General features: G+C 49.2%; 26 protein-coding genes, 3 tRNA genes, 1 other RNA gene and 1 pseudogene. 23 read left to right on the plus strand and 8 right to left on the minus strand.

Annotation, left to right across the window (positions count from 1 at the left end):
- Positions 1 to 184 precede the first annotated feature (184 nt).
- Positions 185 to 272: transfer RNA gene (locus AC9UES_RS03390), tRNA-Ser, on the minus strand.
- Between the two features lie 101 nt (positions 273 to 373).
- Between AC9UES_RS03390 and AC9UES_RS03395 the strand changes: the two genes are divergently transcribed.
- On the plus strand, positions 374 to 1,240 hold the full coding sequence (locus tag AC9UES_RS03395) for a DUF4349 domain-containing protein (RefSeq protein WP_509526850.1): 867 nt from the start codon (positions 374 to 376) through the stop codon (positions 1,238 to 1,240).
- A gap of 31 nt (positions 1,241 to 1,271) precedes the next feature.
- Here the strand turns inward: AC9UES_RS03395 and AC9UES_RS03400 are convergent.
- The 3 genes from AC9UES_RS03400 to AC9UES_RS03410 form a co-directional block, all read right to left on the minus strand.
- A tRNA-Ser gene (locus AC9UES_RS03400) sits at positions 1,272 to 1,356 on the minus strand.
- A gap of 104 nt (positions 1,357 to 1,460) precedes the next feature.
- Positions 1,461 to 1,799 carry a helix-turn-helix domain-containing protein gene (locus tag AC9UES_RS03405; protein ID WP_509526852.1) on the minus strand — a complete coding sequence of 113 codons (339 nt, stop codon included), beginning with the start codon at positions 1,797 to 1,799 and terminating at the stop codon, positions 1,461 to 1,463.
- Positions 1,777 to 2,103, minus strand: a complete 327-nt coding sequence (locus AC9UES_RS03410) for a type II toxin-antitoxin system RelE/ParE family toxin (RefSeq protein ID WP_509526854.1) — start codon at positions 2,101 to 2,103, stop codon at positions 1,777 to 1,779. Before AC9UES_RS03410 ends, AC9UES_RS03405 begins: the two co-directional genes overlap by 23 nt.
- Positions 2,104 to 2,341: 238 nt before the next feature.
- Here AC9UES_RS03410 and ffs point away from each other — a divergent pair.
- From ffs to AC9UES_RS03440, 6 genes and pseudogenes are all read left to right on the plus strand, one after another.
- Positions 2,342 to 2,438, plus strand: an RNA gene (gene ffs, locus AC9UES_RS03415) — signal recognition particle sRNA small type.
- A 34-nt stretch (positions 2,439 to 2,472) separates the two neighbouring features.
- Positions 2,473 to 4,041 (plus strand): annotated as a pseudogene (locus AC9UES_RS03420) (DNA polymerase III subunit gamma and tau); the annotation flags it as partial.
- A 231-nt stretch (positions 4,042 to 4,272) separates the two neighbouring features.
- Positions 4,273 to 4,869, plus strand: a complete 597-nt coding sequence (recR, locus tag AC9UES_RS03425; RefSeq protein WP_509526856.1) for a recombination mediator RecR — start codon at positions 4,273 to 4,275, stop codon at positions 4,867 to 4,869.
- A gap of 60 nt (positions 4,870 to 4,929) precedes the next feature.
- Positions 4,930 to 6,195 carry an aspartate kinase gene (locus AC9UES_RS03430; RefSeq protein WP_509526858.1) on the plus strand — a complete coding sequence of 422 codons (1,266 nt, stop codon included), beginning with the start codon at positions 4,930 to 4,932 and terminating at the stop codon, positions 6,193 to 6,195.
- Positions 6,176 to 7,264, plus strand: coding sequence for an aspartate-semialdehyde dehydrogenase (locus AC9UES_RS03435; protein WP_509526860.1), 1,089 nt, complete (start codon positions 6,176 to 6,178; stop codon positions 7,262 to 7,264). The genes AC9UES_RS03430 and AC9UES_RS03435 overlap by 20 nt, the downstream gene beginning before the upstream one ends.
- 81 nt (positions 7,265 to 7,345) lie before the next feature.
- Positions 7,346 to 7,906 carry a hypothetical protein gene (locus tag AC9UES_RS03440; RefSeq protein WP_509526862.1) on the plus strand — a complete coding sequence of 187 codons (561 nt, stop codon included), beginning with the start codon at positions 7,346 to 7,348 and terminating at the stop codon, positions 7,904 to 7,906.
- An 8-nt stretch (positions 7,907 to 7,914) separates the two neighbouring features.
- Here AC9UES_RS03440 and AC9UES_RS03445 read toward each other — a convergent pair whose 3' ends face one another.
- A complete protein-coding gene (locus tag AC9UES_RS03445; protein ID WP_509526864.1) occupies positions 7,915 to 8,631 on the minus strand; it encodes a metallophosphoesterase in 717 nt (238 codons plus the stop codon).
- Here AC9UES_RS03445 and AC9UES_RS03450 point away from each other — a divergent pair, their 5' ends adjacent.
- Positions 8,632 to 8,769, plus strand: coding sequence for a hypothetical protein (locus AC9UES_RS03450; protein ID WP_509526866.1), 138 nt, complete (start codon positions 8,632 to 8,634; stop codon positions 8,767 to 8,769).
- Between the two features lie 7 nt (positions 8,770 to 8,776).
- Here AC9UES_RS03450 and AC9UES_RS03455 read toward each other — a convergent pair whose 3' ends face one another.
- Positions 8,777 to 11,263 (minus strand): transglycosylase domain-containing protein, encoded by a 2,487-nt coding sequence (locus AC9UES_RS03455; RefSeq protein ID WP_509526867.1) that lies wholly within the window; start codon positions 11,261 to 11,263, stop codon positions 8,777 to 8,779.
- Positions 11,264 to 11,330: 67 nt separating this feature from the next.
- Here AC9UES_RS03455 and sp36 point away from each other — a divergent pair, with 67 nt between their 5' ends.
- Positions 11,331 to 11,483 carry a Sp36 family protein gene (gene sp36, locus AC9UES_RS03460; RefSeq protein ID WP_509526868.1) on the plus strand — a complete coding sequence of 51 codons (153 nt, stop codon included), beginning with the start codon at positions 11,331 to 11,333 and terminating at the stop codon, positions 11,481 to 11,483.
- A complete protein-coding gene (locus AC9UES_RS03465) occupies positions 11,484 to 11,942 on the plus strand; it encodes a RidA family protein (protein WP_509526870.1) in 459 nt (152 codons plus the stop codon).
- Between the two features lie 3 nt (positions 11,943 to 11,945).
- Here AC9UES_RS03465 and acs read toward each other — a convergent pair whose 3' ends face one another.
- A complete protein-coding gene (gene acs, locus AC9UES_RS03470; RefSeq protein ID WP_509526872.1) occupies positions 11,946 to 13,907 on the minus strand; it encodes an acetate--CoA ligase in 1,962 nt (653 codons plus the stop codon).
- Between the two features lie 228 nt (positions 13,908 to 14,135).
- Between acs and AC9UES_RS03475 the strand changes: the two genes are divergently transcribed.
- The 9 genes from AC9UES_RS03475 to AC9UES_RS03515 are packed head-to-tail and all read left to right on the plus strand — an operon-like array spanning position 14,136 to position 22,727.
- A complete protein-coding gene (locus AC9UES_RS03475; RefSeq protein ID WP_509526874.1) occupies positions 14,136 to 15,065 on the plus strand; it encodes an ATPase, T2SS/T4P/T4SS family in 930 nt (309 codons plus the stop codon).
- Positions 15,062 to 15,859, plus strand: coding sequence for a type II secretion system F family protein (locus AC9UES_RS03480; RefSeq protein ID WP_509526876.1), 798 nt, complete (start codon positions 15,062 to 15,064; stop codon positions 15,857 to 15,859). The genes AC9UES_RS03475 and AC9UES_RS03480 overlap by 4 nt, the downstream gene beginning before the upstream one ends.
- Positions 15,860 to 15,870: 11 nt before the next feature.
- The gene (locus tag AC9UES_RS03485; protein WP_509526878.1) at positions 15,871 to 16,035 is read left to right on the plus strand and encodes a DUF4244 domain-containing protein; all 165 of its coding nucleotides are present in this window, start codon (positions 15,871 to 15,873) and stop codon (positions 16,033 to 16,035) included.
- A complete protein-coding gene (locus tag AC9UES_RS03490) occupies positions 16,025 to 16,369 on the plus strand; it encodes a hypothetical protein (protein WP_509526880.1) in 345 nt (114 codons plus the stop codon). The genes AC9UES_RS03485 and AC9UES_RS03490 overlap by 11 nt, the downstream gene beginning before the upstream one ends.
- Positions 16,366 to 16,695, plus strand: a complete 330-nt coding sequence (locus AC9UES_RS03495; protein WP_509526882.1) for an Rv3654c family TadE-like protein — start codon at positions 16,366 to 16,368, stop codon at positions 16,693 to 16,695. The genes AC9UES_RS03490 and AC9UES_RS03495 overlap by 4 nt, the downstream gene beginning before the upstream one ends.
- A gap of 15 nt (positions 16,696 to 16,710) precedes the next feature.
- A complete protein-coding gene (gene topA, locus AC9UES_RS03500; protein ID WP_509526884.1) occupies positions 16,711 to 19,410 on the plus strand; it encodes a type I DNA topoisomerase in 2,700 nt (899 codons plus the stop codon).
- Position 19,411: 1 nt separating this feature from the next.
- Positions 19,412 to 20,053 carry a dTMP kinase gene (tmk, locus tag AC9UES_RS03505; protein ID WP_509526886.1) on the plus strand — a complete coding sequence of 214 codons (642 nt, stop codon included), beginning with the start codon at positions 19,412 to 19,414 and terminating at the stop codon, positions 20,051 to 20,053.
- A complete protein-coding gene (locus AC9UES_RS03510) occupies positions 20,050 to 21,210 on the plus strand; it encodes a DNA polymerase III subunit delta' (RefSeq protein ID WP_509526888.1) in 1,161 nt (386 codons plus the stop codon). Before tmk ends, AC9UES_RS03510 begins: the two co-directional genes overlap by 4 nt.
- The gene (locus tag AC9UES_RS03515; protein WP_509526890.1) at positions 21,207 to 22,727 is read left to right on the plus strand and encodes an alpha/beta hydrolase; all 1,521 of its coding nucleotides are present in this window, start codon (positions 21,207 to 21,209) and stop codon (positions 22,725 to 22,727) included. Before AC9UES_RS03510 ends, AC9UES_RS03515 begins: the two co-directional genes overlap by 4 nt.
- A gap of 63 nt (positions 22,728 to 22,790) precedes the next feature.
- Here AC9UES_RS03515 and AC9UES_RS03520 read toward each other — a convergent pair whose 3' ends face one another.
- The gene (locus AC9UES_RS03520) at positions 22,791 to 23,162 is read right to left on the minus strand and encodes a hypothetical protein (protein WP_509526892.1); all 372 of its coding nucleotides are present in this window, start codon (positions 23,160 to 23,162) and stop codon (positions 22,791 to 22,793) included.
- Positions 23,163 to 23,262: 100 nt separating this feature from the next.
- On the opposite strand from AC9UES_RS03520, the gene AC9UES_RS03525 reads away from it, so the two are divergent.
- From AC9UES_RS03525 to AC9UES_RS03540, 4 genes are all read left to right on the plus strand, one after another.
- Positions 23,263 to 23,338, plus strand: a tRNA-Thr gene (locus tag AC9UES_RS03525).
- Between the two features lie 70 nt (positions 23,339 to 23,408).
- Positions 23,409 to 24,356 (plus strand): oxygenase MpaB family protein, encoded by a 948-nt coding sequence (locus AC9UES_RS03530; protein ID WP_509526894.1) that lies wholly within the window; start codon positions 23,409 to 23,411, stop codon positions 24,354 to 24,356.
- A 167-nt stretch (positions 24,357 to 24,523) separates the two neighbouring features.
- On the plus strand, positions 24,524 to 25,804 hold the full coding sequence (locus tag AC9UES_RS03535; RefSeq protein ID WP_509526896.1) for a TrkH family potassium uptake protein: 1,281 nt from the start codon (positions 24,524 to 24,526) through the stop codon (positions 25,802 to 25,804).
- Positions 25,805 to 25,896: 92 nt separating this feature from the next.
- A partial coding sequence (locus tag AC9UES_RS03540) for an NAD-binding protein (RefSeq protein ID WP_509526898.1) occupies positions 25,897 to 26,084 on the plus strand: 188 nt, incomplete at its 3' end.

Below are 26,084 nucleotides of genomic sequence, written 5' to 3' on the forward strand. Positions count from 1 at the left end.
GGGCGAAACGATTGTGGGGAAAACCACTTTTGATGACTGGTTAGAAAGCCATGACCATCAAAATCTCCTCCAATAATTTCAAGTCAGACCTTGCTTGGCTCTGTCAATTGCACACGCAACTGCACAACCAGCAAAAACTCCCTCAATAAACGCCTTTACTGAGGCTCTAAATCAAGTGAGTCATTGGCGGAGAATGGGGGATTCGAACCCCCGAGGGCTTTCACCCAACACGCTTTCCAAGCGTGCGCCATAGGCCACTAGGCGAATTCTTCTTTCACCGCTGGCCCGTTTTTCATATTCCCAGGAGGAGTTCGCCCAAATCCTTAAACTCTTGCCACTTTCACTTTTCCTTGGTCGGCTCTATAGTTAAGCCATGCGAAGGATTATTTCACTGGGTGTTGGACTTCTGGTAATTTTCGGTGTGGTGGGTTGCGCAGGCTCTAGCCAAGAGCTGATTACCCCAGACTTCAATCAAGGAACCACCAACGATGGAATCGACACAGGAGGCAGTTTTGAAGAGGGCGGGGCCGACGGAAATGACACAGGAGATAGGGAAGTCATTAAGACCGCCGTTGCTGACATTTCGTCAAACGATCCCGCTAAATCGGCAAGTGAATTGGGAAAACTGGTTAATTTCTATCTTGGAAGAGTAGATCAAAAAAATCTCTACACCGACATTGATGGAGTATCCATCCGGGCTACTTTGGTTCTGAGAATCCCCGCCGAAAAATTGGACAACGTCCTAGACACCCTTGGTGATTTCGGAGCAGTTCAATTACTTGAAGTTGGCTCCACAGATATAACAGTTTCAGTTAGAGACATTGAGGCAAGAGTAATTGCACTTGAAACTTCTGTGACCAGGCTGCTTGACCTGCTAAATAGCGCGACCTCAACCTCGGATCTGATAGAAATTGAATATGCCCTAACCCAAAGACAGTCCGAGCTTGACGGGCTCAAGTCAACCTTAAATTACTATCAAGACGCCGTTAGCTATGCGACGTTGACAGTAAACATTTTCACCGAAGATCAAGCGCCTGAAAATCCACCTGATAATTTTTGGGAAGGGCTGGTCGCTGGATGGCAGGGTCTAGTTGGCTTCCTTTCCGGACTGGTCGTAGCAAGCGGCTTGGTAATTCCTTGGTTGATCTTTATTGGAATTCCACTAGGGATCCTAATTTGGTGGCTGATTCGAAGAAACAAGGCCACAAAAAAGTCAAAAAAGACAACTAATAAGAAGTAAATCGGAGGATTTAGTTCGGATCTCTTGGCAGCGGAGAATGGGGGATTCGAACCCCCGAGGGCTTTCACCCAACACGCTTTCCAAGCGTGCGCCATAGGCCACTAGGCGAATTCTCCTGGCGTTGATGTCTTCATCAACTTCTCCAGTTTAGTCATTTGCGGAGGCATCAAAGAAGGTAAATCTTTGCTCTCTTGTCAAGGCAGGTACTGCCTACCGGAGATTAGTCCAGGGCGAGCTGAAAGCTTTTGCCCTCTAGTTCAACTTGTAAAACTAGGGTCCCGCCTAAGGCTTCGAGGTATCTGCGGATGGTTCTAATCTCTGCCTTATCAAGATCTAATCGCTCAAACTTCGAAACTCTGTTTTGAGTGATTCCTAGTGATTCTGCTAACTCTTGCTGGGTGATGTTCTTGCTGATCCTTAGTTCTCGTAGTTTGTATTGAAGCAGCTTTCGGTATAGCTTTTTGACTCCGCCGGTAATCTTTTTCTCATCGAAGTTCTGGGACTCACGCCACTTTGCGTAACTGACAAACCCTTTTTTAGTCTTTAGTGAATCGTTCATAGGTTTCCTCCGCTTTTTCTATGGCGTCTTGGTACCAAGTGCTCCACTGACTAGATTTGTCTCCGGCCACAAGCAGCAAAGCAATTCTTGATTTGGTAAAGCAGTAAAGAATTCGAATTGCCGAGTCTCTCGACGAAGAAATCCTTAGCTCTTTGAGATTCTTGATTCTTGAACCTGCGATGGAGTCTGCTAAAGGCCTTCCAAGACTTGGACCTTCAGCACTCAAAACTGTCAACACCATGTCAATCCGTTCTTGAACTGCTACCGGTTGGGCTTCCAAAAAATCAGCAACTTGCTCACTCATTTGGATTTCCCATAAAGGAATCTTCAAAAGCCCGCCTTTCTATAGTATTACCTACAGGTAATAATAACAAGTACCAATAATTGACGTACTCGTTACCATCTCGCTGGTGGCTTGGCTAAAGCTAAGACCCAGCAGGGTCTGCTGGGTAAAGAAGTGTTCAAACTGTGTAGAACTTCTGGCCTTGGTTTAGGGGATTGATTGCCGAAATTCGGAACCTATTCCAAGGTTTAGAATTGAGGCTGACTCCCCGTGCGGCGTCATCTTGGTGAACTCCCCCAGGATCGAAAGATAGCAAGGGTAGCTGGGCTCTGATGGGTGTGCGGGGGGTCTTTTTATTGGTCTGTCGTACAAAGGAGCTAGGTTAGAAAAGTGAACCAAGCCCTTTACCGTCGCTATAGGCCTGAAACCTTTGCCGAACTTATTGGCCAAGCTCAAGTTACTGCACCTCTGATGACAGCGCTTAGAACTGACAGGGTAAATCACGCTTATTTGTTTTCTGGCCCTAGAGGTTGCGGTAAAACTACCTCGGCAAGAATTCTTGCTCGCTGCCTAAATTGCGCTGAAGGTCCTACCGATACACCTTGTGGGAAATGTGCAAGTTGTATCGAGCTATCACGCGATGGATCGGGATCTCTCGATGTTGTAGAAATTGATGCTGCAAGTCACAACGGTGTTGATGATGCAAGAGATTTACGTGAGCGAGCAATCTTTGCTCCAGCCAGAGATAGATTCAAGATCTTTATTCTCGATGAGGCCCACATGGTGACACCACAGGGCTTCAATGCCCTTCTTAAGATCGTGGAAGAACCACCTGCCCACGTAAAGTTTATCTTTGCTACCACTGAACCGGAAAAGGTTATTGGAACCATTCGTTCCAGAACTCATCACTATCCGTTCCGCTTGGTAGCTCCAGCAGAGATGCTCGACTATCTCGAGGAAGTTTGTGCAACTGAAAAGGTAAAGCCAGCACCAGGGGTGTTGACCCTAGTTGTTCGTGCAGGTGGGGGCTCAGTTAGAGATTCACTATCTCTTTTGGATCAACTCATCGCAGGCTCTGAACTAAAGTCTGGCTCTGCTGAGATTGAGTACGACAGGGCAGCAGCTCTTTTGGGATACACCCACGCCAACTTGCTTGATGAGGTAGTCGACGCCTTCGCAACCCAGAACTCATCGCTGGTGTTCTCAAGCGTCGATAAGGTCATTCAGTCCGGCCAGGACCCAAGACGGTTTGTTGAAGACCTTCTAGAAAAACTTAGGGACCTAATTGTTGTCCTCTCGGTTGGCGAAGAGGCTAAGTCAGTTCTAAGAGGCATAGCGCCAGATGAACTCGAGAAAATGGGCCTGCAGGCAATGAGCTTTGGAATGGCAGAGCTCACCCACGCTGCAGGAGCAGTTGCTAACGCTCTCACCGAAATGTCTGGTGCAACAAGTCCCAAGCTTCAGCTTGAGTTGATGTGTGCGAAGGTTCTTGTTCCAGCAAGCGACAAAACTGAAGTTGGTTCCCTTGCAAGAATCGAAAGACTAGAGCGACGCATGGGAGTTGCTCCCGCAGCCGAACCGGTAAGCGCTCCGGTTGCAAGCCCAGCTCAAAGTGTTGCTGCGCCAAAAGTTGCTCCTGCTGCTCCAAGAACTGAAACCCCGCAGCCTGCAAAAGCTGCACCCGCTGCTCCAGTAGCGAAACCTGTAGCTGGTTCTGTTCCTGCGGTTACCCAGCAAGTATTGATGAATGCTTGGGCGGAAATAATCGGTCAGGTCAAGAAGGAATCTAGAGCTGCTTGGATGGTTGCTTTCACGCTTACCGTTATGGATCTAACTGACGATGTTCTTACTTTGAAGTTCTTGAGTCAAAAAGATCTTGATTCGTTTAAGTCAGACAGTCGCTCAACAGATGCACTTAGAAAAGCAATCTTTGCAGTTCTTGGAATTCAGGTGAAGTTTCGCCCACACGTCGAAGAGGGTGCCGAAGTTGCTTCGGTAACCGAGCAGGCAGAGCCTGCCACCACAGTTATTCCAGTTGTTGAACAAGAAGCCAGCGACGCTTCGGAGCCTAAGGCTGCGCCTACTTCTAGAAACTCAATGGTGAATGAAGACGCTAGATATGGTGAATCTTTGCTTCGTGAAGTGTTAGGTGCTGAGCCAATTCAAGATCCAAAGGCTGGCGGTCGCTAGATGTATGAAGGTGTAATCCAAGAGCTAATTGATGAGCTTGGAAGATTGCCTGGGGTTGGACCTAAATCCGCGCAGCGGATAGCTTTCTATCTGTTACAAGCAGACGAAGATCAGGCCACCAAGCTAGCTCAGGTTTTGAATGAGGTTCGCGAGCGAGTTCGCTTTTGTGAGCAGTGTGGCAACGTAGCCGAGCAAGAGCTTTGCAATATCTGCCGTGACCCAAGACGATCTAAAGCCAGTATTTGCGTTGTTGAAGAATCAAAGGACGTTCAGGCTATTGAGCGAACTAGAGAATTCAAGGGTTTGTATCACGTGCTTGGTGGGGCCATCAGCCCAATTGAAGGAATTGGCCCCGACAACCTAAGAATCAAGGAGCTAGTTGGCCGGCTTGCTGATCCTCAGATTAAAGAAGTAATCATTGCTACCGACCCGAACCTGGAGGGTGAGGCAACAGCTACGTATCTCACCAGAATGCTTTCACCAATGGGGATCACCATCTCCCGCCTAGCTTCGGGTCTGCCGGTGGGCGGAGACTTGGAATATGCCGATGAGATTACTCTCGGACGGGCCTTTGAGGGCAGAAGGACAGTCAGCTAGACTTGGCTTCTTACCTCAAAGATTGAGGTAGTCTCCCCAAAAATCCCACAGGAGCATCCTTTGGCACTGATTGTTCAGAAGTTCGGCGGTTCATCCGTGGGCGATGCTGAAAAAATCAAAGTGGTAGCCAAGAGAGTTATCGAAACTCATCGTGCCGGGAATCAAGTCGTAGTTGTTGTTTCGGCCATGGGAGACACCACCGATGATCTTTTGGAACTGGCTAAAAACGTAACCGACAATCCGGAAGATACCCCAAGAGAACTAGACATGCTTCTAACCGCCGGTGAGCGCATCTCCGTTGCATTGCTATCTATGGCGATTAATTCCATGGGAGAAAAATCAAGATCTTTCTCCGGCTTGCAGGCCGGAATCATTACCGATTCAACTTATGGAAATGCCCGTATTGCTGAGGTGACCCCAGACCGGGTTCAAGAGGCGATCGACAACGGTGAGATCGCTATTGTTGCTGGATTTCAAGGTTTTGACCCGACCAGCGGGGATATAACAACTCTTGGTCGAGGTGGTTCTGACACTACGGCGGTCGCTCTAGCTGCTGGTCTAAACGCTGATGTTTGTGAGATCTACAGCGATGTCGACGGCGTTTACACCGCCGATCCAAGGTCTGTTCCAAAAGCCAAAAAGATCGACGCAATTGATATTGAGTCGATGCTCGAGCTGGCTGCTGCTGGAGCCAAGATTTTATACATCAGGGCCGTTGAATTCGCGAGGCGCCATAAGGTGGACCTTAGGGTTCGCTCTAGTTTTACTGATAACCCCGGCACTACCATTTATTCGAGCGGAGAAACCATGGAAGAGTCAATAGTCGCAGGCGTAGCGGTCGATCAGAGCCAGGCCAAGATCACCGTCGTTGGCATCCCCGACGTTCCCGGTAAGGCTGCCGAGCTATTCACCGTAGTTGCCGAAGCTGGTATTAACATCGACATGATTGTTCAAAACGTTGCTGTTTCCAACACGAAGCTAAGCGATATCTCATTCACTCTCTTGGCCGAAGACCTAAAAAAGGCCATCCAGGCTCTTGAATCAGCAAAAGATCATATGGGCTTTGCCTCTTTGCAGTTCGATGAGAGCATCGGCAAGCTTTCGGTTGTTGGTTCTGGAATGAAAACTCATTCGGGGGTTTCTGCAACTTTGTTTGGTGCTTTAGCAAAAGCAGGAGTAAACATTGAAATGATTTCTACCTCTGAGATTCGTATTTCGGTTATTACCCGAAGTGATCAGGTCATTGAAGCAGCTCGAGTGGTCCACAGCGCCTTTGGTCTAGATGGCGACACCGAAGCGGTTGTTCATGCAGGAACTGGCAGATAAGTTGTCTAAGAAGCCAAACCTCGCGCTCGTTGGAGCCACCGGTGCTGTCGGCACCGTGATGGTTTCAATCATCAACGAGCGAGAAAACATCTGGGGTGAGATTCGCCTAATTGCTTCCAAGAAATCTGCTGGAAAAAAGATAAAGGTTCACGGTCAAGACCTAAGAGTTGTTGAGCTAACCCCCGAATCCTTTGATGGTATCGACATCGCCATGTTTGATGTTCCAGATGAGATTGCAGAAATTTGGGCACCGATTGCGGTTGAACACGGAGCAGTTGTGGTGGATAACTCTGCGGCTTTTAGGATGAACGATCAAGTGCCACTTGTTGTTCCAGAGGTAAACCCAGAGCAGACCAAGAACCGCCCACTTGGAATAATCTCGAACCCCAACTGCACAACTTTGACCATGATGGCTGCCCTTGGAGCACTGCACGCCAAGTGGAAACTAACCGAGCTGGTTGTTGCAAGTTACCAGGCAGTTTCTGGTGCAGGGGCTGCTGGGGTAGACCAGCTGCAAAAGGAAATAGCAGCGGTAGCAACTGATCCGCTTGCCGGCACCAGAAGCGGAGACGTTGCGTCACTTCTGAAAGCAGCTGGTTTGAACCAAGCGGATTCACTCTGGCCCGTGCCGATTGCGCTGAATGTTATTCCTATGGCTGGGTCCCTAAAAGCCGGCGGTCACTCTTCCGAAGAGATGAAAGTTCGAGACGAGTCCAGAAAGATTCTAGGCATTAAGGATCTAAAGGTCGCAGCTAGCTGCGTTAGGGTTCCGGTTCAGGTTTCCCACTCGCTGGCCGTCCACGCCACCTTCGCTAATCCTCTTACCGTTGCCGAGGTGCACGCGGAGCTGGAGTTATCTCCGAGCGTTGTGCTGATGGATGACCCTGAAAAGGGTATCTATCCAACCCCGAACCACGTAGCAGGCCAGGACCCTACCTTTGTTGGCAGGGTGAGGCAAGCTTTGGACTTTGAGAACTCAATCGACATGTTTGTGGTGGGGGACAACCTTCGTAAAGGTGCTGCCTTAAATACTTACGAGATTGCCGAGTTGGTGGCCAAGGAATTCTAAGGCGCATCACTAAATTTGATTCTGATAAGTCACGGCGTGGATTTGGCAAGCTAGTTCAAGCCCAGTAGCTATCCTTGAGCCATGGGGCACAAAGCAATTTCAATTGCGTTACTGGTAGTCTCACTCAGCCTTACCGGCTGCAGCGCTGACACTTCCCCCACAAACCCCGATGGATCGCAGTCACTTCCAACCATTGACCCAGCACTTATCCCTCAAGAAGCGCCGGCTGATGTTGTGCAGGTGGATTCAGATTTGTTCCTGGTTGACTATGGGGACGTAATTTTTAAGGTCGGAACCGGTCCCACCTGGTGCACCCTAAGCGAGTATGACGATATCGCAATTTGCGAACACAAAGAAACAGATGTTCGTTACGAACCGCTACCAAAGCCTGCGGATTGCGAATTCACCTACGGCAATCAGATAAAACTTTTGGGCCGTGCAACTACCGGTGAGACAACCGCTAACTTTACATGTGTGAATTCGCCATACTCGGATGCTTCTACGTCTCCTTCGCTACAAGATGGCGAACAGATAACAGCTTTTGGATTCACCTGTTTTGTTGTTGGAGAAACTGCGCGCTGTGAGAATTCCGCGGAAGACTTTATTGTGCTTGGGCCAGAAGCCTGGGCAAAAAGCGACTAGGCAATAACCTAGTCAACCTCGAGTAGCGTGATTAGCCGCACCTCTGGTCTACAGAAAAATCTAACTGGTGCAAAGATCGAGTTTCCAAGTCCCGCCACCACACTAAGAATTGAATTCTTCCCTTCGAAGCTCCAGCCCGATGTTCCTCTGGCAAATTTATTTGGTAAATCGCTATTGGTTGTTAGTGCACCAATAATTGGCAGCCTCACCTGACCGCCATGAGTGTGCCCAGCAAATATCAGCTCGGCTCCTCGAAGAGTAAGGCCTCTAAGTATTTCAAGATAGGGAGCGTGAGTGAGTGCGATGGTGAAGGTTTGGCTGGCGGCCAGCTCCGATAGGTTACTTCTTCCAACGTGGTGATCATCTACTCCAATGAGGCGGATGCGGTTTCCGGAAAGCTCGATCTCGGCAGCTTTGTTGTTTAAGTTAATCCAGCCAGCTTGCTCAAAGGCGCTTGTCATCTTGATGGTTTCTAGAGGGGCTGATTTGGGAACGTCTGATGAGCGAAAGACATAACTGATTGGGTTTTTAGGTACCGGTGCGTAGTAATCATTTGAGCCGTTTACAAATACCCCTGGTTTTTCCAGAAGCGGTGCCAGGCACTCCAGGAGCGGCGGGATGGCGTTTTTGTGCCCAAGGTTATCGCCAGTGTTTACCACGAGATCAATTGGTTGCTTGGCCAAGTCTCGAATAAAGCGCTGCTTCGATTTTTGCCAAGGAGCCAAGTGGATATCGCCAATTTGCAGAACGTTTATCGGATCGCTTCCTTTGGGAAGGACCCTTATGGATTCATGGCGAACAACGTAAAGCTGCCGCTCTATGACGATTGCCCAAATGGCTATCGCCAGAAAGCCAATTGCTAGCCAAATACTAGCCAGTGGAAGGCCCCTTGCTAATAATCAGTAGTACTGCCCCGAGCGCATCCGCCGATGAACCAGCAGCTGGGTTAGTTCCAACTACCATTCCATCGGGAACTGTTGACGAGAACAGGAAGTATTGGCCCTGACTAGGTTGCGGCGCACTCACAGCCGAAAAACCATAGGAGAGAAGTCGGGCTGTTGCATCGGCGATGCTCAAGCCTGCAACATCTGGCACCGCAACTGTTCCTCCTCGGCTAAGCGATATAGTAACTAGGGTTCCGCGAGGCAGTTCCGCACCCGTTGCATGGTCAGCCGCAGCTACCGTTCCCGGTGGGTTCGAAGAAAGAACCTGACTGGCAGAAATCTGAGCCGCCAATCCAGCGTCCCGAAGGATTTCAAGAGCGATCTCTGGAGGTAGGGCGTTGACGTCAGGCATGATCACATTCGAAGCGCCGAGATACATTGGAGGTGCTGAGGGGAAGGATTCTCCTGGGTATAGCTCGTTGGCGACTGTCATAATTTGTCGCCAAATCTCATGTCTTAGGGATCCACCTGGTGTGCCATCAATTGAAGCACCACCGACGTTTTGCGTGCCAGAAACGTTTCCAACCCAAGTTGCCGTTGCGACCTTGGAAGAGTATCCAGTCATCCAAGTGTGAAGGAAACCGTCAGTGGAACCAGTTTTTCCAGCCAGGGGCACTCGGTCAGGAGTTCGCGACGCTGATCCGGTACCACCGCTAACTACTAACTGGAATGCATAACTTGCCGCAGCTGCTACCTCTGAGGTGACGGCACGATTGCACTCGGTAACTGGCACCTTCATATCCACCCCGGTTGATCTAACAACCACTCGGTCTATTGCGATCGGCGAACAATAGATTCCATCGTTGGCAAACCCAGACATAGCAGCAGCCATGGTCAATGGGGAAAGTTCATTTACACCCAGAACCGAGGCTTGAACATACAACAGATCATTGCCATCGGCTCGCTGGACTCCAAAGGCTGCGGCTCGGTCTCTAATGTCACAGAGATCCAAGAATGATGCCATGGTTGCATAAGCGGTGTTGACAGACTGGATAGTCGCGCTAAGCGCGCTCAGATATTCGAACTGGGTGTTACCGAAGTTATTGGGATCCCAATCCCCTGCAATGCCACCACACTTGGCCGAGAAGTCTTCGACTTTCCATAATCTATCTCGTGCGTCAACTTGATCACCGAGCAAGAAACCCTTGGAGAGCCACTCAGCCAGCACGAAAATCTTGTAGGTCGAACCGGTCTGGAATCCAGAGGAGCCACCGTAGGCCTTGTCTGTGGAGTAGTTCACGCTAGTTGTGGTGGGGTCATCATCGACTTCTTGATCGAAGGTTCGGTTTTGGCTCATGGACAAAACTCGACCGGTTCCAACTTCTACAGAAACAGAAGCAGCTCCCAGTGCCCAGCGGTTATCAATTGGTAGCTCCGCTTTTACGACGTCATCCGTGGTGTTTTGTAACTCAATATCCATAGTGGAGTAAATCTCTAGTCCACCTCGGCGCAGTAGCACTTCGCGATCTTCGAGAGTGGCTCCAAACTCTTCGGAGTTTCTTACCACCCAGACGACGTAGTCACAGAAGTACGCAGTTTGCTGATTAGCTTCACAACCAGTTTTGGTTTCATTGATGTTTGGCACAACTGGCTCTGCCTTATAGGCCTCAGCCTCAGCCGAGGTTATGTAACCTTCATCACGCATGTTGTTGATTACGTAGTCTCTTCGAGTCTTGGCTACCGGCAGGTTCTCCGCTACGTCTGGCTTATAGGCATTTGGTGCCCTAAGCATCGCGGTCAACATCGCAGCTTGGGGAACAGTCAGGTCTTTAGCCTTAACTCCAAAGTAGTAATTCGAAGCAGCCTCGATGCCGTTAATTCGGTTTCCGAAGAATGCGAGGTTTAGGTATCCCGCAAGGATTTCCTCTTTAGTGCTAACAGTTTCAAGAGCAATAGCTAATCGGATCTCTCGAATCTTTCGCTCAATCGTGGTTTCAGTGGCCAACTCAATACCGGCCTCGTCGCCTGCGATGTTGGCGGCCTCCACCAAAGTGTTCTTCACATACTGCATCGTGATCGTTGATCCACCAGGGCCAGATAGACCAGAGGTTGCAACGCCCAGGGTTGCCCTAACTAGAGCGATGATGTCAACGCCACCGTGCTGGAAAAACCGAGGGTCCTCGGTAGCAATCACGGCGTTGATCATGTTCGGGCTCATCTGGTCGTAATCGATCGAGATTCGGTTTTCGTGGTAAAAACTGGCCAGGGCCACAGGCTTGCCGTCTTCGTTTCCATAAAGAGTGGAGGTTTGGGAGGCGTTTACTGGCTTGATGTATTCGGGCAAGCCCTCAAATGCGACCACTCCGGCTGAGGAGGCATAGCCAGCCACTGCAGCAACAGGAGTAATAAGTGCAAAAGTCAGTAGACCAGCTATGGCGCTGAGGCCAAAGAGTCTTCCTAATAATTTGCGCATGGGGAAAGCCAGACCTTTCATGAGAATAGACTTAAGGTTACTATCAAACCCTGAGAGCAGGCTGACCATGCAAAAATGGGAGTACATCACAACCCCCCTAATCATTCATAACACCACCCAAATCCTCAATAATTGGGGTTCAGAGGGCTGGGAATTGGTCCAAATCGTCACTGGCCCAGAAGGTGGCCTAGTTGCATACCTCAAGCGCCCGGTGAGCTAAATGTCCCAAATTGAGCAAAGAATCATCGATTTGGGCTTCGTTTTGCCCGAAACCGCTAAACCGCTAGCTGCCTATATCCCTGCCGTTAAGTCCGGAAACCTGGTATTTACCTCGGGACAACTACCCATGGTTGCAGGCAACCTTGCCGAAACCGGCAAGGTTGGCGGATCCGTCTCGCCAGAGCGAGCCAAGGAACTAGCTACCGTCTGCGCTCTGAACGCGCTCGCGGCAGTGAAAACCGTCATTGGGGATCTCGACAAGATAAAGCGCATCGTTAAAGTAGTCGGATTTGTGTCCTCAGTCCCTGAGTTCTCCGGTCAGCCCGCTGTAGTCAACGGTGCAAGCGAATTCTTGGGTGAAGTATTTGGAGAAAAAGGAATCCACGCTAGAAGTGCAGTTGGGGTAGCGGTGCTTCCCTTAGATGCTCCTGTCGAAATAGAGCTAATAGTCGAGGTTTAGTTTCTAGCTGTGAAACTTTCCGTCGATGACATTCATCACGGAAGTATCGGCCAGGGTCGTGACATCTCCGATAGCCCTTCCCTCGGCAACATCTCTAAGAAGTCTTCGCATGATCTTTCCAGATCTAGTTTTTGGAAGCTCGGCAACCACCATGATTTGTCTTGGTTTTGCGATTGGTCCAATCATTTTTGAGACGTGCTCGCGAAGCACTGCGGAAACTTCTGATTCAGATCCCGCAATTCCAACCTGATCAGCGCGCAAAATCACAAAGGCAACAACCGCCTGGCCGGTTGTTTCATCACTTGCACCAACAACCGCAGCTTCGGCAACAAACGGGTGTGACACAAGAGCTGATTCGATTTCAGTTGTTGAAAGCCGGTGACCCGAAACGTTCATGACATCATCTACTCGACCGAGAATCCAAATCTCGCCATCGTCATCGAGCATCGCTCCATCGCCGGCAAAGTACTTGCCAGGGTATTGCGACCAGTAGGTCTCGATAAATCTTGCTGGGTCTTTCCAAATGCCACGAAGCATGGAAGGCCAAGGTTCAGTCAAAGTCAGGTAGCCTCCACCGGAAGTAATTCTTTCTCCAGCTTCGTTTACTACCTCGAAGCTGATTCCAGGAACTGGCACTTGGGCAGAGCCTGGCTTGGTGGCTGTTACCCCTGGCAGAGCGGAGATCATGATGGCTCCGGTTTCGGTCTGCCACCAAGTGTCGACAATAGGGCAGTTGTTTCGACCAATAGCTTCTCGGTACCACATCCAGGCTTCTGGGTTGATTGGTTCACCAACAGAACCTAGAACCCGAAGTGAGCTCAGGTCGTACTTGTCTGGAATCTCGCGACCGTACTTCATGAAGGTGCGGATAGCAGTTGGGGCGGTATAGAAAATACTGACCTTGTACTTCTCGATTATTTGCCACCAGCGGCCCCAGTCTGGGGTGTCAGGGGTACCTTCATATATGACCTGGCTGACTCCATTGGTAAGTGGCCCATAGACCACATAAGAATGTCCGGTAATCCAGCCAACATCGGCGGTGCACCAGTAGATGTCTCTTTCTGGATGAACATCAAAGAGGGCCTTATGTGTGAAAGCCGCCTGGGTTAGGTAACCACCTGAAGTGTGCAAGATACCTTTTGGCTTGCCGGTGGTACCGGAGGTATACAAGATAAACAGCCGGTTTTCAGATTCAAAGCCTTGAGCTTCGTGCTGATCAGAAGCGCTTCCGACAACATCTTCCCACCACAGATCTGTTTTCAAATTCCAGGCAACTTCGTTGCCACCACGCCTGAGAACGACAACGTGCTCAACGCTTGGACAAGCCCCACCTGCAATAGCTTCGTCAACAGCTGGCTTCAAAGGTAAGACCTTACCTTTTCTATTTCCACCATCAGCGGTCACAACGAGCTTAGCTTCGGCGTCATTGATTCGACTTCGAAGTGACTCTGCAGAAAAGCCGCCGAAGACAACTGAGTGAATGGCACCCAATCGAGCAGTTGCCAACATGGCAATTACTGCCTCTGGAACAAGTGGCATATAAACTGCCACTCGATCTCCCTTGGAGACTCCTAGTAAAGCAAAGGCATTGGCTGCTTTTTTGACTTCGGTTAGTAGCTGGGCGTAGGTGAATTTAGAACTGTCGCCAGCCTCGCCTTCGAAGTAGAGAGCAACTTTCTCGCCTTTGCCGGCAAGAACGTGACGGTCGAGAGCGTTGTAACAAACGTTTAGCTCGCCGTCCTCGAACCACTTGGCAAAGGGAGGGTTGGAATAATCCAAGGTCTTGGTGAAGGGTTTGTGCCAGTGAAGTTCGCGAGCTTTGTCTGCCCAGAAGCCAAGGCGGTCTTTGGCCGCTTGGTCGTAGAGCTCTTTTTTGGCCACGGCTTGGGCAGCAAAAGCGTCGGTGGGGGGAAAACGTCTGGATTCGTGCAGAAGATTTTCGATATCCGACTGGTTCGGCGCCATTGCCAACTCCTTCTAGCTCACTGGTAATAATGGCACAAATGAGCTTTTAGGGACCAATCCCGACCTACAATAAAAACGTCGGTAATTTATTACTGACTTGTGATAGTTAGATTCCCCCAATCGCTATCACCAGGCGGCAGGTTTTCCCCAAAACCTGCCGCCCCCTAATTTCTCCACATTTTGCTTGCAACCCAACAAATAAGCGAACGCTTGACCGATTGTTAGTGGGTGGAAACCCAACTACCTACTTGGCTACTTGAGCTAATCGATAACGAGCACGTCACCGACATCTTGCTTAGCGAGTCACAATCACTAGCTGATTACGGCGACGGATTAGTGGAGCTCACTGATTTCCAAGTTTCCGAATCAGAGCTTTCTGCTATTGCAAGAGAGCTAATCGAATTAGGTGGCAGAAGACTAGATCTTGCAAACCCATTTGCTGATGTTTGTTTGCCAGGCGGGCTAAGAGTCCATGCGGTCCTAAAATCTGGCTGTAGTTCACAGACGCTACTGTCTATTCGCTTGCACCAGACCAAATCAATAACACTTTCTGAATTATATAACTCACTTTCTGCATCACCTTTGCAGCAAACAACTATTCGAGAGATTGCGGACTCTGGCGAGAGCTTTCTAATTTCTGGTCCAACTGGCTCTGGTAAAACTACCCTGCTTCGAGCAATGCTCAGCGGTTCCACCGGAAGAGTAATAGCGGTAGAAGATGTCACTGAGCTAGCTGGCAACAACATTGTTTGCCTGCAGTCAAGAAGTGTCAACGTTGAGGGCCAGGGGAAAATCACTTTAGAACAGTTAGTGCGCGAAGCGCTCCGGATGAGACCCGATCGAATAGTAGTTGGTGAAGTTAGAGGCTTGGAGCTTATGGCCATGCTGCAAGCGCTAAACACTGGTCACCGCGGAGCCACCACAATTCACGCTAACAACCTCTTTCAAGTTCCCGAACGACTTTCCACCATCAAGGCAGATCTGGCAATCTCCGATGTGGCTTTTTTCAAAATGATTGCTGCAGCTTTTGATTGGGTCATTGCTCTCGAGGCAAAAGCTGGCACCAGGTCAGTTTCAGGAATTGGAAAGTTTGCCATCGAGGCCGGTGAGCTAATTGTGAAAGATCACCAACCAAGACAAAAGCTAGCGTTGGCATGAGTGCGGAGCTAGCTGTGATGGAGATAACTGCGCTGCTTCGTTCTGGTACCAGTGCAAAGGCAGCGAAGATGCAATTGCAAACAAGAGAGTTATCTGCATTTCAAGTAAAGCAATTTCAGTTCATTTGGGAGGTGGCTACCGAGTCAGGAGGTCAGTTGGCTCTGGCTCTTGATCGACTCACCGAAGTATTTAGGGCACAACAAAGGCAGTTTGCGGAATTAGGAATCGCATTTGCATCCCCTAAGGCAACCGCCAACCTAATCTTGCTTCTTCCACTTGTTGCCGTGATCTTTTCAGAACTCCTTGGTCTTTCAGCACTGGGTGCTTCATTGGAAACTACGTTAGGGGTGATTTCAATTGGCCTAGGACTGCTACTTCTTATTGTTGCCAGAATCAGCTCATTGCGGATGCTTGATAAAGCAAAACCTCGCGAGGCTGACCCTGGAGCATTTCTGGATGCGGTGGCGATTGGACTATCCGCAGGCCTTAGCCCAAAAGCTGCTGCTGCACTTGCCCGGACTAAATCTAGGCAGCAGTTTTCGCAGGATGTTCCAGCAGATCAGCTGACCATTTTTTGGGACGCAGTGAAAGTCTCCGAGCAATCGGGTGTTGCCCTAAATGGATTACTTCTGGCCAGGGCAGACACCTTGCGTCACAGGCTTTGGAGTAACGATCGATCACGGCTTGCCAAGCTGTCGATTTCACTTCTTATTCCGCTTGGTCTAGCAGCCCTACCAGCCTTCGTATTTTTAGCTGTGGTCCCAGTTGGGATAGGGCTATTTCGTGCCAGATAAAAAGGAGAGAAATGAACTGGAAATCAGAAGAGGGTGCCGCAACGGCCGAATATGCCATTGCCACCATGGCAGCGGTGGGCTTTGCGGGGCTGCTGGTAGTAATCATGAGAAGCGATGAGGTCAAAAGTATTCTTTTTGACCTAATCCGATCGGCTCTTACTTTCGGTGCGATCTAGTTCAACCCGAGGAAGCGTCACTGCAGAGCTTGTATTGACTCTTCCAGTAGTAATACTGATCATGACTATTGCGATAGGTGCGATGAGCTTGCAATCTGCAAAGCTTCAACTGATTAATGTGGCTGCAATGGTTGCAAGTGCGGTGGCCAGAGGAGAACCGGCTGAGCTAATTGATCAACTAGTTGCCACGGCTGGCGAACAAGTTGCGTTTGAATTAGAAGAACTTGAAGACTCGATTTGTGTGAAATTAAGTGTTGCGACGCCGATTGCTGGCATTGAAATTGGTTTTCTAGAATTGGCAGAGAAGCAGTGCGCAAGAGCATCGGGACAGTGAAAAATGATGGGGGAGCGGGGACAATCCTTGCAATTTCGATTCTGATTGTGTTTTTTGCTTTGTTTGCTGCTTCATCGCTAGTTAGCACACAATTACTGGGATTTACTAGGCTGCAGGCCACTACAAATTCGATTGCACTGGCTGCAGCTGATGCACTTAGAGGTGTATCCACAGGTAATCCGTGTATTGTGGCTAAAGCTGTTGCTAGCAATAGCCAGCTGATTCTAGAACGATGTCGTATTGTCGGTTTCGAGGTCTTTATCGAAACCAACATGGAAACGTTGGGGATTGTGCAAAAAGCACGAGCCAGGGCGGGACCTGGTTGATGATTTAGGAGATTGATGCCAAAAGGTAACAAGCTAGTAATCGTCGAGTCGCCTGCTAAGGCGAAGACGATTGCCAAGTACCTTGGCGATGACTACACCGTCATGGCTTCGATTGGCCATATCCGCGATCTAATCGACCCCAAGAACCTACCCCCAGAAGCGAAGAAGAAAAAGGGTTCACTAGCCAAGTTCTCAATTGACATCGAAAACGACTTTGAGCCCTATTACGCAATCTCGGCTGGAAAGAGCAAAACCGTAACCGAGCTCAAGAAAGCTCTGGCCGAGGCGGACGAGCTATTTCTAGCTACCGATGAGGACCGCGAGGGAGAAGCCATTGCCTGGCATCTATTGCAGGTGCTAAAACCCAAGGTTCCAGTTAGCCGCATGGTCTTTCACGAAATTACCAAACAGGCCATCCAAGACGCACTTTTGAACACCAGAGAAGTTGATAAAAACCTAGTCCAGGCTCAAGAGACCCGAAGGGTCGTTGACCGTCTTTACGGTTACGAAGTTTCTCCGGTTTTGTGGCGCAAGATAAACCGTGGTCTAAGCGCTGGTCGAGTGCAATCTCCTGCCATGAGATTGGTAGTTGAGCGTGAGCGCGAACGCATGGCATTTATTTCTGGTAGCTATCACGATGTCAAGGCCCTGTTTACTACCGACAAAAACAAAGAGCAGGACTTTGAAGCCAAGCTCACTTTGATTGATGGCAAGAAGATTGCATCGGGAGATTCCTTCAATGACAAAGGTGAGATGAAAGACGGAGTCTTGCTTTTAGATCAAGCAGCATCCGAAGCTCTAGCAGAGGCCATGAGATCAAAAGACGTCAAGGTAAAAGTTGAATCGGTAGAGTCCAAGCCTTTAACGAGAAAACCTGCTGCACCTTTTACTACCTCCACCTTGCAGCAGGAAGCATCGAGAAAGCTTCGTATGTCTGCGAAGCAGACCATGGACACCGCGCAGAGTTTGTATCAAGAAGGTCACATCACTTATATGCGCACCGACTCGCCGGTACTGTCGACCCAGGCCATTCAAGCTGCGAGAGCATTAGCCATCGAAATGTTCGGAAAAGATTCAGTTCCAGATTCGCCAAGAATCTACACCGGAAAAAACAAGAACGCTCAAGAAGCGCACGAGGCAATTCGTCCAGCCGGAGAAACTTTCTTGCACCCAAGCGATCTGCCAATGACTATGTCCACCAGATCGAAAGATCTTTACGAGTTGATTTGGAAAAGAACCATGGCATCTCAGATGTCAGATGCCAAGGTTTCCACAACCACCGCCAAGATTTCAGTTTCCCCTGTGGCAGATGGCAAGTCAGCTGAATTCAGTGCTTCTGGAACCGTTGTGATCTTCAAGGGATTCATGGCTGCCTATGAAGAAGGTAGAGACGTGGCCCGCGATGACGAGCAAGAAGAAGAGCAAGAATCTAAGCTGCCAGCTTTGGAAGTAGGTCAGGCGCTATCGGTTGTTGAAGTAACCGCCAAGGATCACCAGACCCTGCCGCCAGCTAGGTACACCGAAGCAAGCCTTGTTAAGGCGCTAGAAGAAGACGGCATCGGAAGACCTTCTACCTATGCCGCTATTTTGTCGACCATCATCAACAAAGGGTACGTAGTAAAGCGCGGCCAGGCCCTAGTTCCTGAGTGGATTGCATTCACCGTGACCAGGTTCTTGGAAGAAAACTTCGTCAAATTAGTCGATTACGCATTTACTGCTCAGATGGAAGAAAACCTAGACCAGATAGCTGCCGGAGAAATCAACCGCAGCGAGTGGCTAAAAAAGTTCTACTTCGGAACAGATTCCGAAGATGGCCTGCATGACACCGTACAAAACGTCGGCGACAGCGATCCCAAGGCAGTGAACTCGATTTACCTAGCCGATAACATTACGCTTCGAACTGGAAAGTATGGCCCATACATTGAGACCATGGTTGAGCCAGGTAGCGAAGGTGCCGATGAAAACGGTCGCAGAATTGTAAACATCCCGGAAGGCTTAGCTCCTGACGAACTTACGGTTGCTAAAGCTCAAGAGCTAATCGATGCACCAATAATTACCGATCGAGTTATGGGTCAAGACCCACTCACCGGTTATGACATCTTGTTCAAAGACGGTCGGTATGGACCTTATGTTTTGCTTGAAGATCCAAATGCCGAGAAGCCAAAGACAGCGTCCTTGTTTAAATCCATGTCTCCTGAGACCTTCTCTTTTGAAGAAGCCGTTTCGCTTCTTTCTCTACCTAGAACCATCGGTATTGATCCTGAAACCGAGAATCCGATCACATCCCAGAATGGAAAGTTCGGACCATATCTCAAAAAGGGAACTGACTCCAGATCTCTTAACAGCGAAGATCAGATCTTTAGCTTGAGCCTTGATGAGGCCCTCGAGATCTACAAGCAGCCAAAGTACGGTGGCCGCAGAACTGCCGCAACACCGCTCAAGGAGTTTGGTGAGGACCCAGCCAGCGGCCTAAACGTGGTTGCCAAGACCGGTCAGTTCGGCGACTATGTAACCGATGGCGCTATAAATGCCACCATTCCAAAGGACGAAAAGCTCGATGAGCTAACCAGCGACCAGGCTTTTGAATTACTAGCCATCAGGCGTGAGAAACTAGGACTAGAGCCTGGTCAGGCAGCTCCCAAAGCTGGCCGAGCCAGCAAAAAGGCCGTTGCTCCGAAAAAGACCGTAAAGGCCGGAACTAGAAAGAAGAAATAGCGTGCCCGATACCACTGGAGTGTTTATATCCTTCGAGGGTATCGATGGCGTTGGCAAGTCCACTCAAGCTGATTTGATGCAGAGCTATCTTGCTGCCAAGGGGTTAGAAGTTACTAGAACTCTTGAACCAGGTGGATCCGATCTGGGAGTTGAGATCAGACATCTTTTATTGCACCGCAAGGGGGAAGTTTCGGTTCGCTCGGAAGCACTTCTATATGCAGCCGATAGAGCACATAACGTAGCGAGCATAATCAGGCCAGCTCTTGCCAAAGGCCATATTGTGATTTCAGATAGGTTTCTAGACTCTTCAGTCGCCTATCAAGGTGCCGGACGCGATTTGGACCTAACTGAAGTTCGCAACCTATCGCTTTGGGCTGTTGATAACTTGCTTCCAGACCTAACCGTTTTGCTCGATCTAGATGCCGCCGCAGCTTCCATTCGCCGAGGAAAAACCGGAGCAGAACCAGATCGCCTAGAGCGCGAGAAGATTACATTCTTTGAAGCAGCCAGAGAAACTTACTTAGAACTTGCAAAAAACGAACCAAAGAGATTTCATGTAGTTGATGCCAGCCAGGATCCAGATTCAATTTGGAAACAGATTCAACCGCGCTTGGATGCTTTGCTCGAAAGCAAAGGGCTTTGAGTAAAATTCTGGAGTTTGAACCGGTCTGGTCCGAACTCCTAGGTCAACCGGAAGCGGTAACGCAACTTCGCCAAGCAGTAGCAAACAAGGATTCAGGATTACAGCACGCTTGGCTAATTACGGGCCCTCCCGGTTCTGGAAGATCAAATGCTGCTGCAGCGTTTGCTGCAGCGCTGCTTTGTGAGGCGGGTGGTTGTGGCGACTGCAAGAACTGTCGCATGGTTGGCTTGGGATCACATCCCGATGTCACCGTGCTGGCAACCGAGAAAGTCATTATCTCAATCGAAGAAATTAGAAGCTTGGTTGCCGCTTCATATTTTGGTGGATCAATAAGTAAGTACCAGATAATGATCATCGAAGACGCGGACCGCATGGCAGAGCGTTCCTCCAATGTCTTACTCAAGACCCTAGAGGAGCCACCGGCTGGAACCATCTGGATTTTGTGTGCGCCATCAGAAGCTGACATGCTTCCAACCATTCGCTCGAGAGTAAGGCGCGTGGCACTAAAGCAGCCTTCTAGTCAAACCGTTGCAGATTTACTCGTTGCCAGAGATGGGATTAGTCCATCTCTTGCTTTGCAGGTAGCAGCCGAGGCCCAAGGTCACATCGGCATGGCTCTTCGGCTAGCAACCAGCACTGACGCTAGAGCTAGAAGAAAAGAAACTCTAGTTGCCGCCATGCAAATCGATTCCATCCCAAAGGCCATGTTCACGGCTGAGCGCTGGTTGGAGCTCGCAAGAAAAGATGCCGATGCACTAACGGCTGAAAAAGACACTGAAGAAAAAACCGCTCTGCTCGCAACTCTGGGTATCCCGGAAGGCGGCACCATTCCTCCGGCCCTCAGGGCAGATATAAAGGCTCTTGAGGAAGGTCAAAAAAGACGAGCAACCAGAAGCCTGCGAGATGGCATCGATCGCATCCTGGTTGATCTGATGTCGCTATATAGAGATGTCCTGATCGTTGAACTGGGTGCGGAAGCTGAGCTTGTTAATGCCGACCTAAGAAGCCAAATTGTAGAGCTGGCAGCTACTTCAACCGCGTCGGAGGTGATTACTAAGCTCGAAGCGCTAGCTGAGGCGAGAGTCCGAATTAGCTCTAATGTCCGAGATCTAATGGTTTTGGAATCGCTCGCAGTTGCACTTAGGAGAAATAAGTGATCTTTAGAAAACTTCCAAAGTTAGTGTCTGCTATTGCCATTTCAGTCTTGTTACTTGCAGGTTGTGCTCCTTCGGCACCGGAGCCGATAGTTCCTGACGCTAGCGGGGCACCTGCCGGCTTCAGTGAGTATTACGAACAGGTAGCCGATTTTGAGGAGTGCGGCGAGAGACTCTACTGCGCAGACATCCAAGTCCCAATGGATTGGAGTGATCCCAATAGTGAGGCAATTTCAATCGCCACAGTCTTTAGACTGGCGGATTCTAAGTCACAGGGCTTTATCCTTTTCAACCCAGGGGGGCCTGGTGCTTCCGGTTACGACTGGGTCAAGGACTCTGCTGACTATTTGGGAACCGATGACCTTCGATCAAACTGGAACATTCTTGGTTTTGATCCGCGGGGAGTGGGAAGAAGTTCTGCCGTGGAATGTCTAAGCGATGCCGAATACGACGTGTTTCTCTATGGAGTTTCTGGTTTTGAAATCGGAAGCGATGAGGATCTAGCTGCCGCCAGGGCTGCGTCCGCTGACTTTGCAGACAAGTGCTTGGAAAACACCGGCGCATTGCTGGAATTTGTGGACACGGTCTCTGCGGCTAGGGACATGGATGTTCTAAGAGCTGTCGTCGGGGAGTCAAAGCTGAACTTCCTGGGCTATTCATATGGATCATTTCTAGGTACCACCTACGCCACATTGTTCCCTGATCGGGTGGGCCGGTTTGTATTAGACGGTGCGATTGATCCAACTGTTGATGATGATGGGCAGACGCTACTCCAACTTGAGGCTTTCGAATCCGCTCTCACTGCCTTTTTAGAAAACTGTGACAGCTTTGACGATTGTCCATTCAGTGGCAATGTCCCAGCTGATTTATTATCGGTGCAGCAACTGTTAGCGGAAATTGAGCAACAGCCATTGGCAACTTCGTCGGGGCGTGAGCTAACAATTTGGGCGGCCGTAACAGGTTTGATTATGACCCTCTATTCGGATAGCTACTGGCCGGAATTGTCTTTAGCTTTTAGTGAAGCCTTCTCAGGCTCGGGAGACAACTTCCTGTTCTTGGCAGATTTTTACAACGACAGAGGTGAAGACGGTCGCTATCGAACAAACTTGATTGCAGCAAACTATGCCATCGGCTGCCGCGATAGCAGCCCTAGCCAAAGCATGTTCGATATTGAAGCTCAAAATGCCAAGTTGCTTGAGGCAGCTCCGGTCTTGGGTCGATACTGGCAGTTTGGTGGTTTGCGCTGTGGAAGTTGGTCATTCCCGGAAGCTGAGAAGCCTGCCGATTACAGCGCAGCTGGCGCACCAACAATTTTGGTGATTGGAACTACCGGCGATCCTGCAACCCCTTACTCGCAGGCTCAATCTCTTGCCAATGACATTCTCGAAGATGGCTTGTTGATGACCTACAACGGCGAGGGTCACACCATTTATGGCAATGACGTTAAGTGCATTGATCAAGTAGTGGACAAATTCTTCCTAACAGGTGAACTTCCAGCCAGTGACCCAAACTGCAGCTAGCAGATACTGAATCGGGAAAGAAAAAACCCCGACCGCAGCCGGGGCTTCATCTACTCTTTTAATCTAAAACAGAAGAGCAATACACAACAATACATAAATTACGACAAAAATGCTTGGTGTGAGGAAACGAATGACGTTCATCCACCTAGCGAATCTAACCAGTTGAATTGAAACCTTAGACCTCGACTTTAGTCTTTTCAAATCACTCAACACTGCGCGTGCTTCTGTTGCAGCCGAGTACTGGGCGAGAAAGCCAAAGATTCCTGAAGCCAACAAGATTCCAAGCGTTGCCCACTTCACAACATCCCCGGAATCAGCCAGGCCGTCATTGAGCAAACCGATTGTGACAATTAGCAAAAATGTTGGAGCCAGCTGCGAAAAGATGATTTGATTCCTGAGTCGATTCCACAGCTTTACTAGATCTAGTTCTTTCATACCTTGGCTCCTTTGAGTTTTCTTCTAGCTACAGGTTAGGACAGGAATCTGTTCTAATAAAGTAGTCAATGGCCCAGAAAGCACTGAGCCGGATTCGTAGGCCACCTTAGCTCAGTTGGTAGAGCAGCTCCCTCGTAAAGAGCAGGTCAGCGGTTCAATTCCGCTAGGTGGCTCCACTTCTGGAAAACTACAAAAAATTGAATCGTAGACTTGTAGTACTGGCTTAAACAATCAACTAGGTGATCTTTGAAATCCAAGAAGAATAACGCGCTCCAAGAGTTTCTCTCTAAGCGGTTTCGAAAGCTTCTTTCTGGAGACCCAGATGGAGTTCCACCTTGGTTGGGTGTTGTTGCAGCCGGTGAAGAAGAGGGCTACTTTCTGCCCTCTGATGCGCCTTGGGTAGTTCACGCGGATTTTGGAACCCTGGTGGGTGGAATTAGAGCTTTGCTCATGCAAGCGCTGCATCCAGGATCCTTAACTGGTGTGAAGAATCACTCAAGATACGAATCGGACCCGCTAGGAAGATTGGCTGGGACCATTCGTTGGCTCACGGTTACAACCTTTGGGTCAAAAACAGCAGTTCAAAACGAAGCTAACCGGGTCAATATACTTCACACTCGAGTTGTTGGTGAGTACACCAAGGGAACCGGTGAGACGGTGCCATATAAGGCAGCAGATAAGGACTTATTGCTTTGGGTGCACATTGCCTTCATGGAGTCCTTCTTAGTTTCACACCAGATGTATTCCCGGAAACAGATACCAAAAGGGTCGGCAGCTAGCGGAGCAGACAACTACGTTGCACAGTGGAGTGTCTCGGTGGCACCACTTGGTCTTGCAACCTGCCCGATGAGCGAGCAAGAACTCGAAAATGAAATTGATAAGTTCTATGACTCTGGCTTGCTAGTTTCTACCCCAGATACTGAAAAAGTAATTGAGTTCATTAAGAACCCACCTCTTCCAGGAGTTGCCAAACTCGTTTATGGATTGCTGTTTGAAGCGGCTGTCTTATCACTGAGGCCAGAGTTTAGAAAACTACTTGGACTGAAAGCTAAACCAGCTTGGTTTATTCTGCCGGTTACCCGATGGTCACTTCGCTTTATGCGCTTAGCTATTGGCCCAGAGTCACCTATTGAAGATGGTGCAATTGCGAGACTTCTCAGGATCGGAGCTCTAGAAAGAAGACCAATTTCATAGATTAATCCCGTTGGTCTCTATTGTGCCCAAGGCCTTTGAGAGTAGGCTTGGTGAGGCTCTGGAAAGGAATCTACATGTTTGGCCGTAAAGGCTTGCATCCTTCTCAAATCATATCTATAGCCTTTACAGGCATCATTCTTTTGGGAACAGCACTCCTATCATTGCCCTTGTCCTCAAAATCAGGTCAGGCAACTTCCCTATTCGATGCGCTCTTTACTGCGACATCTGCCACCACCGTGACTGGGCTCGCAGTTATTGATACCGAAACTCACTGGAGCCTTTTTGGACATGTAGTCATTGCATTCTTGATTCAAGTCGGAGGATTTGGAATAGTCGGTTTCGCATCGTTGGTCGCAATCCTTTTAGATGGTCGAGTTTCACTTAGGACAAGATTAAATGCGACCTCAGAGACAGGGTCCAAGACCCCTGACGTGAAAAGCTTGCTTCTAAACATTTTGAAGATCATGCTTTTTTTTCAGGTGATTCTTGCGGGCATCTTGACCTGGCGTTTTGCCACAGAGTATAAGTATGAAGTTAATGAAGCATTAGCCCATGGAGTTTTTCACGCAATCTCCTCATTCAATAATGCAGGGTTTGCTCTTTACAGCGACAGCATGATTCGATTTGCACGCGATGGATGGATTCTCGTTCCAGTGTTTACTACAGTCTTTTTGGCAAGCCTGGGGTTCCCAACCATAGTGGAGATGCGTGACCGGTTAATACTTTCCCTCGCAAAGGTCTTCAAGGTGACCCCGACCTTCTCCATGCCAAAGCAGTGGTCATTAAACTCCCGAATTGTACTATGGGGTAGTTTTGTTCTGCTCATAATCGGGACGCTTGCAATTGCATTTATCGAGTGGAATAACCCGAATACTCTTGGTTCACTAAATCCAATTCAGAAAATTATGGATAGCGTTTTTGCAGCTGTCATGCCAAGAACAGCAGGTTTCAATTCTCTAGATGTGAGCCAGATGCAACCTACTTCGTGGCTGGTGACTTCGATTTTGATGTTTATTGGTGGAGCTAGCGCATCCACTGCTGGTGGTATCAAAATTGGAACATTCGTAGTGCTTTTGTACATTGTTTATACCGAAATTAGGGGAGACAACGCGGTAAACGTTGGGAATCGAAGACTTCCTCGATCTATGCAACGTCAGGCTTTAACTATCGTGAGTTTATACATGATTGTCACGGTTGGTGCGCTATTGATTCTTCGACTTACAACGGAATTCTCATTGGACCAAATCTTGTTTGAAGTTGTCTCTGCGGTTGGAACTGTCGGTTTATCAACTGGAATTACAGCTCAGCTGCCAGACCATGCCAAATTCCTACTTGCGCTGTTGATGTTATTTGGACGTCTTGGACCAATCATTGTGGCAACTTCCTTAGCTCTTCGAAGAACTAAGCGCCACTTCGAATACCCGAAGGAGAGGCCTCTAATTGGCTAAAGTCCCTCAAGCCCTAGTGGCACGCAAGCGAACCGCTAACCTAAGAATGGATAAATCACTGCAGGAAACTGCAGTTTGGATAGGAGCACAAATTGGCTAGTCGCCTAAAGACACTCGGACGTGAGAAGCACGGCGCATCAACTATTGCCGTTATCGGACTAGGGAGATTCGGCACCGCGCTGGCTTTGGAGCTAGTCAAGTCGGGACGTGAGGTTCTTGGAATCGACTCAGACGAAAAGCTCGTTCAGGCTAACGCTGAAGAACTGACGCAGGTCGTACA

Origin of the sequence: Rhodoluna sp., assembly GCF_044232805.1 — a bacterium.
Lineage (GTDB): Bacteria > Actinomycetota > Actinomycetes > Actinomycetales > Microbacteriaceae > Rhodoluna.

Coding starts and splice junctions, on each gene's coding strand:
- AC9UES_RS03395 (WP_509526850.1), top strand. CDS start 374: ATGCGAAGGATTATTTCACTGGGTGTTGGACTTCTGGTAATTTTCGGT.
- AC9UES_RS03405 (WP_509526852.1), bottom strand. CDS start 1,799: ATGAACGATTCACTAAAGACTAAAAAAGGGTTTGTCAGTTACGCAAAG.
- AC9UES_RS03410 (WP_509526854.1), bottom strand. CDS start 2,103: ATGAGTGAGCAAGTTGCTGATTTTTTGGAAGCCCAACCGGTAGCAGTT.
- recR (WP_509526856.1), top strand. CDS start 4,273: ATGTATGAAGGTGTAATCCAAGAGCTAATTGATGAGCTTGGAAGATTG.
- AC9UES_RS03435 (WP_509526860.1), top strand. CDS start 6,176: ATGCAGGAACTGGCAGATAAGTTGTCTAAGAAGCCAAACCTCGCGCTC.
- AC9UES_RS03440 (WP_509526862.1), top strand. CDS start 7,346: ATGGGGCACAAAGCAATTTCAATTGCGTTACTGGTAGTCTCACTCAGC.
- AC9UES_RS03455 (WP_509526867.1), bottom strand. CDS start 11,263: ATGCGCAAATTATTAGGAAGACTCTTTGGCCTCAGCGCCATAGCTGGT.
- sp36 (WP_509526868.1), top strand. CDS start 11,331: ATGCAAAAATGGGAGTACATCACAACCCCCCTAATCATTCATAACACC.
- AC9UES_RS03465 (WP_509526870.1), top strand. CDS start 11,484: ATGTCCCAAATTGAGCAAAGAATCATCGATTTGGGCTTCGTTTTGCCC.
- acs (WP_509526872.1), bottom strand. CDS start 13,907: ATGGCGCCGAACCAGTCGGATATCGAAAATCTTCTGCACGAATCCAGA.
- AC9UES_RS03480 (WP_509526876.1), top strand. CDS start 15,062: ATGAGTGCGGAGCTAGCTGTGATGGAGATAACTGCGCTGCTTCGTTCT.
- AC9UES_RS03485 (WP_509526878.1), top strand. CDS start 15,871: ATGAACTGGAAATCAGAAGAGGGTGCCGCAACGGCCGAATATGCCATT.
- topA (WP_509526884.1), top strand. CDS start 16,711: ATGCCAAAAGGTAACAAGCTAGTAATCGTCGAGTCGCCTGCTAAGGCG.
- AC9UES_RS03520 (WP_509526892.1), bottom strand. CDS start 23,162: ATGAAAGAACTAGATCTAGTAAAGCTGTGGAATCGACTCAGGAATCAA.